This is a genomic window from Candidatus Profftia lariciata, from assembly GCF_020541265.1.
Taxonomy (GTDB): Bacteria; Pseudomonadota; Gammaproteobacteria; order Enterobacterales; family Enterobacteriaceae; genus Profftia; species Profftia lariciata.
Genome location: NZ_CP045925.1, coordinates 1,092,182 through 1,108,358, shown reverse-complemented (window position 1 = coordinate 1,108,358; position 16,177 = coordinate 1,092,182). Strand labels below are relative to the sequence as shown.

The window sequence follows — 16,177 nt, the reverse complement described above, 5'->3', positions numbered from 1 at the left end:
ATTATAAAATAATATATTATATTTTATATATATTATTAATATAAATACAATATAATATTATTAATAGAAAAATAATTAATTTTATTAAATGATGTATAAAATATTATTTTTTAATTTATAATAAGTATATTATAATATACTATATTTATATTAAATCAATATTTAGTTATATAACTTTCTTAATACATACTAATCTACTGTAGATAATATGCTACTACTAAACCATATGTTTAATTGTTTGCTAAGTTTATCTACACCTATTTTTTTTAGAGAAGAAAAGACTTCAACCTGAATATTGCTTATTAAAGGTAATATTTCTTTGCGTACAAAATTCAATTGTATTTGACGTGCAATATAATTTAATTTATCTGCTTTGGCCAATAATAACATTATTGGCACTTTAACTTCATCGGACCATTGAATGATTTTTTGATCTAGATCATTTAGAGGATGACGAATGTCCATTAATAGCACTATTCCTTTTAAACAATCACGTTGATATATGTATTTGCGTAATTCTTGAAGCCATTGATGTTGTTTGTTTTTATGCATCTTAGAATAACCGTAACCAGGTAAATCAATTAAACGTATACCTTTGGTTACTTCAAATTGATTAATTAATATAGTACTACCAGGATTTCTACTAGTACGTGCTAATAATTTTTGATTAGTTAGAGTATTTAGAGCACTTGATTTGCCTGCATTAGAACGTCCTGCAAAAGCAACTTCTACGCCAGTATCAGAAAGTAATACTCGAATATTAGGCGAGCTAGTAACAAAACGGGTAATATGATAATTATAATATTGCAAAATATTAATTCCACTGAAAATATACTATCTAAATATATTATTTAATTTACTATGATAAATAGTACTATTTTAGTATAATATCTTCATAAGATAAAATATTTTATTTTTAAATAAATAGTATGTTGAAAACAATTATTAGATAATTTCTCACTAATTAAGATGTAAAATAAGTAATTTATAAAATTGTATTGCATGAACTGTAACTAAAATTATTCATTGAGTATACAATTATATTATATTGCAATAAATTTAATACATTAGTTTTCTAAAATTTTTTAAAAATAATGCTTTATAATAAATAAATTGTATAAAAATTTTATAGTATTTTATAATAGATTATTATTAATACTAAATAATAAAATTATATCTTAAAAAAATAACATATTACTTTATAATATATTATTAATCTATACTATATATAATATAAAAATTTTTATTGTTTGTAATATATAAAATATATACTGCTTATTATAATAATTATTTAATGTTGTTGACAAATAGTAAAATTATTATATACCATATATCATGTATGGCCCGGATAGCTCAGTTGGTAGAGCAGGGGATTGAAGATCCCCGTGTCCTTGGTTCGATTCCGAGTCCGGGCATTATTTAATAATAAAATTTATTTAATAGTTTAATTGCATGATTATTTTACTAAATATTATATAGTTGTATAATATTATATATATAATATGAAATTTTAATATTAACTGAATTTATATTATTAAATAATTAATTAAATTAAAAATTTTATGTGTTAAACATTAATCTCCAAGTATTTTATATATTTAGTATAATTGTATTATATCAATAACATATTAATATTTTAAAGTTATTATATTTTGTGTAATGAACTTACTCTTAAAATAAGCATTTCATTACAATGAAAATCAATAATCTAAATACAAACATAGTAACGTGTATTAGCTGTAACAGTATTATATCATAAAGATATTTTTTGAAAAATTTTTATATATGTTATGCAAATAATTAACATTATTAATCTTTTATCTTTATGCTTTTAAAATTTAGTAATAACCTAAATTTTAATAATTGTGCATTAATAATAGTTACATCAGGAATTAAAAGGAGTAGTAATTTGCATTATAACGCTAAAATTGCTTAAAAAGCAATATTGTATATTATCTAATATAACCAAGAAGTTATATTATTCATCATAATTTTCTAAACAACAATTGTAATATTATTAATTATATTTCCTAAATCTAGTTAAAAATATCTTTTATTATATTTTTATATAATAAGATTTTCTGTATGATTAAAAAATTTAATAATTTATTAATACTTGTACTTTAAAGATATTATTACCTTATATATAAATGATATTTATGGGTGCATTTATTAGTAGTAGTGTTTAGGAAACAATGCTATATAAATATTATTGTAAGATAGATGAAATAAATAGTTTTTGTGTTATACAGAATACTTAAGATATTAGATTACGTAAAAATATTAAATTATTTTTTGCTTATGTAAAATATTTTTATAGCTAAAATAGAGATTTAAATATACGATTTCTTAAAATTTTATTGATTTATTAAAGTTATATAATAAAAATATAATTTTATAATATATTATAGTATTAACATTATGATAAAAAAATCTGTATTTCCATTTAAAGGGAAAATTCGTATCATTAGTGGTTTATGGCGTGGTAAAAAACTTAATGTATTAAATATTCCAGGTCTTAGACCAACAGCAGATCGAATGCGTGAAACATTGTTTAATTGGTTAAATCCTGTTATTAGAAATGCCCGTTGTTTAGATTGCTTTGCTGGTAGTGGAGCGTTAGGTTTTGAAGCTTTATCTCGTTATGCTCGACATGTAACATTATTAGACTCTCATTGCATGATTACAGCTCAATTAAAAAAATATGTAACATTACTTAATACTCATCAAGTAATCATACAAAATATTGATACGCTAAAATGGTTATTACTACCTAATAAGCCGTATGATATTGTTTTTTTAGATCCTCCTTTTCGTAAAGGATTATTAATTAATACTATTATGCTATTAGAAAATAATGGTTGGTTGACCCAAGATGCTTTTATATATGTAGAAGTTGAAGTCGAAAACTCTATTATAGATGTGCCTCTAAATTGGAATTTATATCGGAAAAAAAGTACCGGTCAAGTTGCTTATATTTTATATAAACGATCTCTTATAATATAAATGAATAATTATTTACATATATAGTATATTCTATAAAGCTAAAGAATTATTTTTATATTAATGATTTATATCTTAATTATTAAATTATGGATATTCCTCTTGTTATAATATTTTATGATTTTTATTTATAAAATAATCTTAATTACATTAATTATTAGTTTACTTTAAGTAACAAATTAAACTATTTATATAAATAAATCTTAACATATTTTATTTTATATTATAAATAGTATGTACTTAAATAATATTCTAAGTAATATTAAACAATTAATTTTATGATAAAATCTAATTTTTAAAAAACAAGTATACTAAATATATTATTTTAATTAATTTTAAATAAAAATATTAAATATTTTTTCTTAAAAATATATATTTTCAATATAAAGATAATTAATAAAAAAATATTTATTTATAATTATATCTATCATTTAATATAACTTATACTATTTTAGTAAAATATTAAAACATAATATGTATTAATTAAATTATTTTCATAATGCAATATACAAGTAGTTAATATAAACACTTTTTTATTAAAAAATAATATTTTATTAATTGTTTCAGAGATTATATAATAATTATTTCTTTTTTATAAATAATCTATATAATTATATTGTATAATATTTAATATAATAATTACATATAAAATTATTTATTATATAATATATGCAAAATATTTTTTATTGTATTAATACAATAATTATAAACATAGCATTTAACAAAAATTATCAATTATTTATTATGATGCATGTTTTAATATAATAAATTTTTATTTAAAATAATTAGTATATTTTATTAAATAATTTATTGCTTTATAAAATATTTCTATAGTATAATAAATACTATTTATTTAAATAGTTATAACGTATGCGTCTAATAAAAACTATACACACAAAATACGGAGTTTATATGTATGCGGTTTTTCAGAGTGGTGGCAAACAACACTTAGTTAAAGAAAATCAAACTATTAGAATAGAAAAAATAAATGTTGTAACTGGCGAAAAAATTGAATTTAATCAAGTATTAATGCTTAATAATGATAAAAATATAAAAATTGGCTTTCCATTTATCACTGGAAGTAAAGTTATAGCTGAAATTATTGCACACGGTCGTAAAGAAAAAATAGTTGTAGTTAAGTTTCGTCGTCGTAAAAATTACAGAAAACAACAAGGTCATCGTCAATGGTTTACTGATGTTAAAATAACTGCTATTAAAGATTAAATCTAAGGAATATTGATGGCACATAAAAAAGCTGGTGGCTCTACTCGTAACGGTCGTGACTCCGAATCTAAACGTTTAGGGGTAAAACACTTTGGAGGCGCAACAGTATTAGCAGGTAGCATTATAGTTCGTCAGCGAGGTACTAAATTTCATGCTGGTAATAATGTAGGTTGCGGACGTGATCATACTTTATTTGCTTTGATTAACGGTACAGTGTGCTTTGCAATTAAAGGTCCTAAAAATCATAAATCCGTTAGTATTATTCCGAAATAATCTGTTTTATATAAAAATATCTTTAAATATTTTTTAAAAAGTAATTATATTAAGTATTTGTTATATAAAAATATGATTATAAATAAATATTTTCAAAAATATTATTTAGTATATTAAAATTTTTAATTAACATAGATAATAATATGAATATGCAAAAATATACACTCTAAGTATATACTTATAGTATAAATTTAATTTATTTATAAAGAGTAAAAAATAAAAAGATTTGTAATCAACATCAAATATTTACTTATCTTTAAAATTCATTTTATTATTTCTATGTATTGTATAATAATCAATATTAATTTTTTTATTTTATCTTTCTTATGTTTTTAAAAAAATTTCATAATACTTATTTAATAATATGATTACCATACATTAAAAAAATATTATAATAAATTAAGAAAATTATTAAAATAATTTATTGTACAAAAAGTAATTATTAATGTATAGTAATTAGTCTTTACTTAATATATAGAGTTTCTAAGTAATTATTTTTTATAATATTTAATTCTTAGAAATATGACAATAATAAATAGTTTTTATAATCTATTATTATAAATAATAATTTTTATACTTTATTATTTCGTTATTATAACAATATTAGATTAAACTAATAAATACAGTAATATAAAGTTTTGATTATTATATAATAAATTATTGTTTTATTAATTAATATATAAAATATTTTTATATTATTCTTTGTTCTATAATTCCACCCCCAAGACATAATTTATCTTTATAAAAAACAGCAGATTGTCCAGGAGTTATAGCAATTACTGGTGTTACAAAACGTACTACAACTCGATCATTATTAATAGGTATTACTATGCAATCAATATCTGGTTGACGATAACGAGTCTTTACCACACAGCGAAATGTTTTAATAACTATTTTATGATCTATCCAATACAATTGTTTAGCAATTAAACCCTGTGAATAAAGATGTGGATTATTTTTACTTTGAACAACTATTAAAATATTATTTTTTATATCCTTTTCTGCTACATACCAAGGATCTGTACCTCCGTTTTTAGTACCACCGATACCTAAGCCTTTACGTTGTCCTAATGTATAATACATCAATCCTTGATGTTGGCCGATTTCATCACCATTTATTGTCATTATTTTACCTGGTTTCATAGGCAAATAACGAGTAATAAAATCACGAAATTTACGTTTTCCAATAAAACAAAGACCAGTAGAATCTTTTTTCTTAGCTGTTGACATATTTAACAACTCAGCAATGTTACGTACTTGTTTTTTTTCTAGCATACCCAATGGGAATAAACTTTTTGAAAGTTGTAACTGGTTTAAAGTATAGAGAAAATAACTTTGATCTTTATTTGGATCAGTACCACGGAATAGCTGTTTAAGATTTGAAATTTTATTACTACGTATTTGTGCGTAATGACCAGTAGCGATATAGTCTGCATTTAAATGATTATTAGCAAACTCTAAGAATGCCTTAAATTTAATTTCTTTATTACAAAGAATATCAGGATTTGGTGTTATACCATTTTGATATGCAGTTAAAAAAATTTTAAATACTTTATTCCAATATTCATCAGAAAAATTGACTGTATGTAATGTAATATTCAATAAATCACATACTGCTTTAGTATCTGCTAAATCTATTGCAGATGCGCAATATTCATCTGTATCATCTTCTTCCCAATTTTTCATAAATAACCCAGAAACTTGAAAACCTTGTTTTTTTAATAAATAAGCAGCAACAGAGGAATCAACACCACCAGACATTCCAACAATCACTTTTGTATGTTTATTATTAGACATAATTAGTATTAGTATGAGTATGAGTATGAGTATTAGATACTATATAATACTATATATAAATAGAGTATTATATATTGTAAGATATTGTATAATATAAATATTTTTTATCTTAATTTAGATTACTTATAATCTAATACATTTATTATTAAATAATATATTATTTCATTGCTTATTAGTTATATATAATTAATATAAGCTATTCTTAATAGCATTAAGATTTATTAATCTTATGAAAATAAATATATATTATATAATAATATAATATTATTGTTATAATCTTTTATTTATTCTATTTTATAGAAATTTTACTTAAAATAATACAATTATATTTTGCATATAAATGACATATTACAAATATTAATTTGTATTATTATAAATATAACATGGAATACATTATATATTTATTTTTATAACACATATTATTTTAGTAAGATTTGTTTTAAAAAATATTATTTTTATATAGGTAAAACATTATAATATGCAATATTAAATAATTATTGTATAATATTATTTTCTATAGTCATATACGTAAGTATCAATAATATTATGAATATTGACTTATTATTTTATTAACAATCGAAATACATAAAATTCTTAAAATAATATATTAAATTTTTTTATTTTATATAATTTAATAAAATTAATCTTATCATAAGATAATAATTAAATATATAATAAATATTTAATAAATCATTATAGAATAATTAATGTTTATTTAGTCAATTGATATTTTTAAATACCTCATATATTAAATATTAAAAAATAAATTATTAATTTTAATGTATTAAGTATTTATGTTAAATAGTATCACTATTTTTAATATAATAAAATTATATACAATAACTTTATTATAAATTAACTATTATAATGCATAGAAATAAATAATTAATGATTATTTTACTAATTTTGCTATTTTTTCAAACATAATGTTGTTGTGTTGTTGTTTGAAATAAAGTACATAAATATTAATATTAGTTATGTTTTATATTTAAAAGTTATAATATAAACTATATTAGTTGTTATTATAATAATACTACTAGATTAGATGATCTAATAATTATAATAAATAATTTAACATATAAATGTTTAATTGAATAGTATACATACTACTACTTCAGCAAAATTTTAATAGAAACATATTAATCATTTATTATGTATTTTATCATTAATTTAGTAATCATCTTTCAATAATATTTAAGTACATGCTATATTACGAATATCTTGTTTAAGGATATAAAACAATAATATGTATGACTAATTTCAAAACGTGAGTTAATATATTTGTCATAAATTACTATACTAATAAGTTATGAGAATATTGTGTATGTACTGAATATTATAAAAGAAAAAATTTAGAAGATCTCAGTGGCATCTAAAAAATATGAAAAATGATCGACAAACAATATTTATCCAACAGTAGTTTTTATCCAGTGCTAAAACTTTTTAAATTGAAGATAGTACTATTATTGGATATCGCGATAGTTATGATGTTTTGTATTAAAGATAATAAATATTATCATGATTTTTTACTATCTCTAGAGGCAATAACATTGTGCATTAATTGTAATATTGTACTAGCTTAATTGTATTATAAATAAAAAAGACGACGTTAAGTCTGTATTATAATTGCTCTAAAACCTAAAAATAGCCAAATTATTAGTCTTTATTTTGTTGCAACAAGAATAAAATTTATCATTTTTAATTATATTTAGATTAAATTTTAATTTTTCAATACTATAAAAATTAATTATATGATACGTATACAGGCTTTATAGTTATTGTGCAACTCACTTAACGTCCAATACGTTCTGCTGAGGAAATAAGTAAAATAGTTGAAGTATAAGATCATAATATAGATACGAAAAGATCAATAGATATAGCATTACATACTTATAAAATTCTAAAGTCTTAGTCTAAAGAAATACAAAAACATTAGTTTTTAAAAACATACAATATTGATAACAGTAAAAAAGAACATTAGGACGTTGTTTACTATGTGTTATAATTTATGGTGAGGAAATTTATGATTTTAATAACGCAGTTTATTATAAAAAACATGAGGAGACTGTTGCTTATGAATAACAATTACTAACATTAGCTATTATGTTCCTTCAATATTACAATATATCATCAATCATGTAAACATGATCACTTAGTTTATTTCTTATCATGTGTTATTACTATGTCATGAAAATACTATCTTACTAGATGATGCTTATTAAAGCTAAATATAAATAGTTTATATATAACTGTAAAATTACTATATTTACAATAGGATGCCTGACATTTTTTAAATTATATGAAGCTATTATGTAGCTCTTATGCTCATCTTATTTATAATTAAGTAGCACATATGCTTTCAGGTGATCAAATATTTCATCAACATTATTATTGATAAATAATAACTATTAAAAAATTGTATAATCTTTATAAAATTTTCTTCATACTCGTAAAGTATATAGAGTGTTGTATGCGAACCTGAAAAAGTTACATGGTATCTTATACCAAGCATAATATTAAATGTATTGAATCACATATACGTAATGATGCTTCTTCATTAATAGAAGAATGTATAATTTTAGCTCATGTTGCTACAGTATGTTTTGTCACTATACATGAAGAACCCTTTTTATATTGTATTGATAATTGTTCTAAAGATAAACACTTTTATCCCTACGGCAGGATTCTTAACTATATTTACCTTATATTAAAAAAGGATAAATCCTAAACCAAAAAATTCTTTATATTTAATACATAAAATAACTAATCTTCTCTTATTATACCATACGTAAAATAATAATTTTTTATTCTATAAAGGAAGTTATATACAAACTAGAAAATATAGATACTTGGAATGAGCATTGCCAATTTATGCTTATTTAACTTCTCCTATTTATCGTCATCCTGATTTTATCTTTTATAATATTATTAAATATTTATTAGCAATAAAATTCTAGTGAAAATCACTTAAAATGGACTAAAATAGAATTTTTACTACAAGAAAGAATAACTATCTAATAGACAAACCATGTGCAATGACAGAACGACGTGCGAATAAAGAGACACATAATGTAATTGATTAATTCAATTATAACTTTATAAAAATTAAATAGACAAAAATTTTATAGGTCTTATATTTAGTGTAATAAGTTTTAGTGTCTTTGTGCGTTGATATTTTTATTTATTAATAGTTTAATATATGTATGGATATTAAATCAAGATTATTATTTTTTGATTACCAAAACAAAGTTTAATAGGTAGATCTTCTAGTAAGATCTATAGTTTAGGAAATCAAATAGAAATAAAAGTTGATGCAGGATATATGAATAGACATAAAATTAATTTTGTTCTTCCTTGTAATATTCATCTTGCTTGTAGTATACAGAAAATCAGAAAAAACTTTTCTAAAGTTACGCATAAATAAAATCATCTTATGATAGATGTCAATAGAACTTATAAAATCTAAATTTATTAAGACAAGAATATATTAATAATAGTTATTATACAATAATTAATATTACTTAAATAAAAATAAAATTAATAAAAATTAAAAATTTACACTAATACACGTAACTTTTATTAAAAGCACATAAAATATTATCTAATAATTTTTGAAAAAAATTATAATATTTTATCTGTGTTATGATATTAATTCTAAATTAATTACTATTAAAATAGTAAGTAAAAATTTTTTATATTTCTCATAATATTTAATTTTATTAAACTAATATTAGTTTATTTATTATAAAATTAAATATTTTATGTTTTTCATAAATTTATTAGTATAAATGTAATATATAAAATATATATGTTATTATGTTTTATAATTCAATAATTTTATACAATTAGCATTAAAAATATAATATAATATTTTATTCTTTTAAGATCAAAAACAATAAGTAAATGCATTTAATATGCTGAAAGAGCAAATTAATAAAGTATCTATATTTTATTATATGAGGTATCATATTGATAAATAATATATTTAAACATTAATTATAAGATAATAATTATTATTTAAAATAAATATATAACACTATTTATTTTATAAAAAATAAAATATACTTTTATAATAAGATTAAAATGCTAAAAACTATATAAGAATCATAGTAGTAATGTAGTAGATAATTCATTTTTTATTTTATGCTACAATTATATATTAAAATTAATACAACAATGTTAGTAAAACAAATAATATATTACATATATAATATGTTTTAATATAATTAATAATTAATTAAATATAACTTTTAAAAAATTATATTTTTAATAATGATATATATAATTAATAAATTAAATTTTAATTGCATATATCATAATTTCAAGTATGATAGTATAGTAAAATATTAAAATGAATAACAAAATATTTTATTTAAATAAGTTGCACATTAGTTATACAAAATCTTAATTAAGATAACTTTTACTAGTTAATATCGTTTTCATTATTTAATCAAGTAGTAATAACTACTATATATAAAAATAACAGAGGTTTAAATGACAATAGAATCTACTTGCTCTATAATAAAACCTAGCGCAATAGCTAAAAATATCATTGGTGTTATTTATGCTCGTTTTGAAGCTGCAAAATTACAAATTATTGCAGCAAAAATGATTCATTTTACCTTTAAAGAAGCTGAGGGTTTCTATATTGAACATAAAGTTCGTCCATTTTTTAATACTTTAATAGATTATATGATTTCTGGACCTATTATGGTTCAAGTATTACAAGGGAAAAATGCCGTACGTCGTCATCGTGAAATAATTGGTGAAACTAATCCTACATGCGCCTTATCTGGTACTTTGCGTTCTGATTATGGAGAAAATTGCACTAAAAATGTAGTACATGGTTCTGATTCCATAAAATCTGCTAAACGAGAAATAGAATATTTTTTTGCAAAAAATACAATACATCCACGTAATTATTAATTATATTATATATACTATTAATTAATAAATATTACTTATTCTTTACAAGAAATATCTTATACATCATAAACAATCAAGAAATTAAAAATAATAAATTTATTATAAAATTATATTGTAAGATCTTTACGAGTGCATTAAAAAAATAATCTATCAATAATAATATATTACTCAAGCAATTTTACTAAATTATCATATTATCTTGCAAAATATTATAAAATAAATTTTACTAATATTAATTAATGTATTATTTCTTTTAAGACAAGTCTATATGTTACTATCTATTTATGATAATAGATAACTATATTTCCTAACTATTATTTGATTATCAAAAAAATATAAAACTATTGTATAGTTTTATACAAATCTTTAATTATAGATCATTTGCAATGATATATGATTATAATCAAAATAAATAATTTATACTACAAATATCGTTTATATGCAACAGTAGCGATACTTGCAATATATTAATATCACAGAACTACAATAGTTTTTATTAAATATAATAATGATTCATATATATTTTTTCTTATTATAATATTGCTGTCAATAATTTTAATCTTTATTGAATAAATAATATATTTATATTTTATTGATTAATAAATTAACGTGATGTTAATATAACATTCATTATTGTAGTAATTAACTTTAATAATACAGTCATAGTTTAAATATTTAAACAATATATTATACATTTAATATATATTCTATGTAAATCTATGATGTTTAGGTTAACTTTGTATTCATTTAGTGTACCTGTTAAATCACAAATTAATATTATGCATACTAAAATAGTTCATAAATCGAAGAAAATTAACCTTCTTGATTTTGATCGTCAAGGATTACGCAACTTTTTTATTAAAATATCTGAAAAATCTTTTCATGCTGATCAAGTAATGAAATGGATTTATCATTACTATTGTAATGATTTTAATAAAATGACTAATATTAATAAAAAATTGCGTAATAAACTCAATGATATTGCGGAAATTAATGCACCTTTAATATCTCAAGAGCAGCACTCTACTGATGGTACTATTAAATGGACACTGCAGCTTGATAGTCAACTCATAGAAACTATTTATATTCCTGAGAATAAAAGAGCTACACTTTGTATATCTTCACAAATTGGCTGTGCATTGGAATGTAAATTTTGTTTTACTGCGCAACAAGGATTTAATCGTAATCTACGTGTCTCCGAAATAATTGGACAAGTTTGGCGTGCAGCTAAAACTATTGGAGCACAAAAACTTACTGGACAACGTCCCATTACTAATATAGTTATAATGGGCATGGGAGAACCTTTGCTGAACATTAATAATGTAGTGCCTGCTATTAAAATAATGTTAGATGACTTAGGTTTTGGTTTATCTAAGCGTCGCATCGTTGTGTCTACCTCAGGTATTGTGCCTGCACTAGAAAAATTAAGTAGTATGATTGATGTTGCTCTGGCAATATCTTTACATGCTCCTACGGACAAAATTCGGGATACAATTATGCCAATTAACCGTAAATATAATTTAGAAAGTTTTTTAAGTGCTGTACGTAATTATTTAAAAAAAACAAATGCTAGTCAAGGACGTGTTACAATTGAATATGTTATGTTAAATGATATAAATGATCATATAGAGCATGCTCATCAATTAGCAGAATGTTTAAAAAATACTCCATGTAAAATTAATTTAATTCCATGGAATACATTTTCAGGTGCATCATATGTTTGTAGCTCTGATGGTCGTATAGATAGTTTTTCTAAAGTTTTAATGAAATATGGTTTTACCGTTATTATTCGTAAAACACGTGGCAATGATATTAATGCTGCCTGTGGACAGCTAGCTGGTTATGTTATTGATCGAACAAAACGAACTATGAATAAAAACATACCTGATGATATAATTGTAAGTAAGACAATTTAATGAATTTTTGCTAAAAAATAAAGATTCAAATCAAAATAAGGTTTGCAATTTGTACTGTTTTATATAAAATCAAGATTAGTAAGGTAATACAATTCAAAAAAATATTAATTACATACTATATATTGTTGTTAAAGAACTAATTCTTACATTATTAAGAAATAAAATAATAATATATTATTTTATTTAAAATTAATTATAAAATAATTGTTATGTTACTATCATTATAATAATAAATAAAATATTTTATAATATTTATATTTTGTATTGTAAATATAAATAAAATTATGATAAAATAATAAAAAATTGTAAGTGTATATTCTGTAAAAAATAGACTAAAACTACCATAAATTATTATATATTGATTGTAACAAGAATATACTAATACAAATTATTTTGTAATTTTTACAAAAAAACAAAATTATACGAATAATTATGAATATATTGTAATATATATTCTATATAGTTAATGTTAATAACTATAACTATAACTATAACTTATACATTATTTTGTTGCGTTAGATTGGGCCATAATAAATTTTAGTATTATAGTATGTACCCACTGTCGCTCTATTTTCATTATTTTAATAAGTAATAGTAATGCCTAACTAATGAATACTCAAGTCTCTCAAGATCAAACAATTCCATTTACTATAGGGAAGCTTTTGCGTCAAAGTCGAGAAATATTAGGTTTAACACAAAAGAATATTGCAGAACAGTTGTGCCTAAAAATTTCGATTATACGTGATATAGAAGAAGATAATATTCCTATTGATTTATCTTCAACTTTTTTACGTGGATATATTCGCTCTTATGCAAAAATTGTTTATATATCAGAAGATAATTTAATATCATATTTAGAACAACAAATTCCATTGCAAGTAACGACAATTGCACCCATGCGTAGGTTTTCACTAGGTAAAAAAAATAAAAAAACTGATAGTTGGTTAATAATGTTTACTTGGTTAGTAGTATTTATTGTTCTTGGTATCACTGGATCTTGGTTGTGGCAAAATCATAAATCACAACAAGAAGATATTGCAAAAATAGTAAAAAAATCTTCTGCACAAATAGTAGAACATAGTAAATTAGAGCCATCAAATTTTATTAAAATACTAACAGAGTTTTATTATCTATAAATCATACGTAACCTATTAATAGGTTGTCATATTATTAGATTAATTCAAATTATATTATTCAATAAATGGTAATATCTAAACATTTAATTATTAATTCTGTAATGATCAAAAACAATAAATAAATTCTACATAACATTATTATAAACTTAAAATATAATTTATATTATTAATAATAAGCATAAAAAAATTTACTAAACTTATGTTAACATTAATAATGTTAAAAAAGTTACATTTAATAATGGGTATTATAATTGTTGTTGTTAACTAAAAAATAAAATTAGCAATTAATAATTGATTAATTATATACATATCAATAAATCTATTCTATATTAAATAAAATAATATTCTGTAATATTAAATTATTATGCATTAATATCTGTAAAAATTATATCACGATAATCTTATTAATATTAAAAAATATTACAATATTATCCTGTTTAGTACTTTTATATTACATATTAAGTTATTTACTAGTATTAATTTCATAAAATATGATAATTGTTAATATAGCTAAACAAGTTGATAACGTTAATTATTGCATGTTTTATTTTCATAGTATCTTCGGTATGCATTTCTTTTTTATCTGATTATCTTTAAAGATTGAAGTTTATTATTTTATTAATTATACGATATTTATGGAGAGTTAATATGTATAATAAATCCTTAATTAAGAGGAGAAAATCAACTAGAATTTATATTGGAAATGTGCCTATAGGAGATAATGCTCCGATTGCTGTGCAATCAATGACAAACACTAAAACAACGGATATTGATGCTACATTAAAACAAATCCATTCTTTAGAAAAAGTAGGTGTTGATATTGTACGTATATCGGTTCCAACAATGGATGCAGCTGAAGCATTTAAGATTATTAAAAAGCAAGTATCTGTGCCTTTAGTGGCTGATATTCATTTTGATTATCGAATTGCACTGAAAGTAGCAAACTATGGAGTAGATTGTTTACGCATTAATCCAGGTAATATTGGTAATAAATCTCGTATCCGTTTGGTTGTTGATTGTGCTCGTGATAAAAATATTCCTATTCGTATTGGGATTAATAGTGGATCTATTGAAAAAAAAATTCAGGAAAAATTTGGCTCACTGACATCAGAAGCATTATTAGAATCTGCTATGCGTAATATTGATATTTTAGAGCAACTGAATTTTGATAAGTTTAAAATAAGTGTAAAATCATCAGATGTTCTTATAGCAGTAGAATCATATCGCCTTTTAGCTAAACGTATCGATCAACCTTTACATCTTGGAATTACTGAAGCAGGTGGTATGCGTAGTGGATCAGTAAAATCAGCTATTGGTTTAGGTATGCTATTAACAGAAGGTATTGGTGATACATTGCGTATTTCATTAGCTGCAGATCCCATCGAAGAAGTAAAGGTTGGTTTTGATATTCTTAAAGCATTGCATATTCGTTCACGTGGCATTAACTTTATTGCGTGTCCAACTTGTGCACGACAAGAATTTGATGTTATTAGTACAGTTAATACATTAGAAAAACGTCTAGAAGATATTATTACACCAATGGATGTTTCTATTATTGGTTGTATAGTTAATGGTCCTGGTGAAGCAATATCCGCAACAATTGGTGTGACGGGTGGATACAATAACAGTGGCGTATATGAGGATGGTGTACGTCAGAAGTATCGTTTTAATAATGATCAAATTATTGATCAATTAGAAAATAAAATTCGTGAAAAAGCATTAATGATTGATATGAGTCAATGTATTGCAGTAAAGAAAAATAACAAAAAATAATTTAAGCAGATATTATAATATAATTAATATGTATTAAATATTATATTATTAATACATAGTATGCACATAAATATTCATATATTATTAATGTTATATTTTTAAAAAATGAAATAATTATAGAGATTTAAC

10 protein-coding genes and 1 tRNA gene are annotated in these 16,177 nt (G+C 21.3%); 9 read left to right on the top strand and 2 right to left on the bottom strand.

The genetic code is table 11. From position 1 onward, the window contains the following. Window positions 1-189: 189 nt before the first annotated feature. Window positions 190-813 carry a ribosome biogenesis GTP-binding protein YihA/YsxC gene (gene yihA / locus GII40_RS02910; RefSeq protein WP_226813647.1) on the bottom strand — a complete coding sequence of 208 codons (624 nt, stop codon included), beginning with the start codon at window positions 811-813 and terminating at the stop codon, window positions 190-192. A 529-nt stretch (window positions 814-1,342) separates the two neighbouring features. Between yihA and GII40_RS02905 the strand changes: the two genes are divergently transcribed. The 4 genes from GII40_RS02905 (at window position 1,343) to rpmA (ending at window position 4,500) form a co-directional block, all read left to right on the top strand. Next, window positions 1,343-1,415: transfer RNA gene (locus GII40_RS02905), tRNA-Phe, on the top strand. 1,006 nt (window positions 1,416-2,421) lie between these two features. Next, a complete protein-coding gene (rsmD, locus tag GII40_RS02900; protein WP_226813334.1) occupies window positions 2,422-3,006 on the top strand; it encodes a 16S rRNA (guanine(966)-N(2))-methyltransferase RsmD in 585 nt (194 codons plus the stop codon). 909 nt (window positions 3,007-3,915) lie between these two features. After that, window positions 3,916-4,227, top strand: coding sequence for a 50S ribosomal protein L21 (gene rplU / locus GII40_RS02895; protein ID WP_226813333.1), 312 nt, complete (start codon window positions 3,916-3,918; stop codon window positions 4,225-4,227). Window positions 4,228-4,242: 15 nt separating this feature from the next. Then, window positions 4,243-4,500, top strand: coding sequence for a 50S ribosomal protein L27 (gene rpmA, locus GII40_RS02890; RefSeq protein ID WP_226813332.1), 258 nt, complete (start codon window positions 4,243-4,245; stop codon window positions 4,498-4,500). Between the two features lie 690 nt (window positions 4,501-5,190). Here the strand turns inward: rpmA and mnmA are convergent. Beyond that, entirely contained in the window at window positions 5,191-6,297 is a 1,107-nt protein-coding gene (gene mnmA / locus GII40_RS02885) for a tRNA 2-thiouridine(34) synthase MnmA (protein WP_226813331.1), read from the bottom strand. Between the two features lie 2,491 nt (window positions 6,298-8,788). Between mnmA and GII40_RS02880 the strand changes: the two genes are divergently transcribed. The 5 genes from GII40_RS02880 to ispG all read left to right on the top strand — a co-directional run bounded on the left by GII40_RS02880 (window position 8,789) and on the right by ispG (window position 16,048). Then, window positions 8,789-9,025, top strand: a complete 237-nt coding sequence (locus GII40_RS02880; protein WP_226813330.1) for a hypothetical protein — start codon at window positions 8,789-8,791, stop codon at window positions 9,023-9,025. Between the two features lie 1,766 nt (window positions 9,026-10,791). Beyond that, complete coding sequence (ndk, locus tag GII40_RS02875) at window positions 10,792-11,223, top strand: nucleoside-diphosphate kinase (protein ID WP_226813329.1); 432 nt, start codon at window positions 10,792-10,794, stop codon at window positions 11,221-11,223. Window positions 11,224-12,002: 779 nt separating this feature from the next. Further along, window positions 12,003-13,139, top strand: coding sequence for a dual-specificity RNA methyltransferase RlmN (gene rlmN, locus GII40_RS02870; RefSeq protein ID WP_226813646.1), 1,137 nt, complete (start codon window positions 12,003-12,005; stop codon window positions 13,137-13,139). 608 nt (window positions 13,140-13,747) lie between these two features. Beyond that, window positions 13,748-14,275, top strand: coding sequence for a cytoskeleton protein RodZ (rodZ, locus tag GII40_RS02865; RefSeq protein ID WP_226813328.1), 528 nt, complete (start codon window positions 13,748-13,750; stop codon window positions 14,273-14,275). Between the two features lie 648 nt (window positions 14,276-14,923). Next, window positions 14,924-16,048: a flavodoxin-dependent (E)-4-hydroxy-3-methylbut-2-enyl-diphosphate synthase gene (ispG, locus tag GII40_RS02860; RefSeq protein ID WP_226813327.1), complete on the top strand. Its 1,125-nt coding sequence runs from the start codon at window positions 14,924-14,926 to the stop codon at window positions 16,046-16,048. Window positions 16,049-16,177 lie beyond the last annotated feature (129 nt).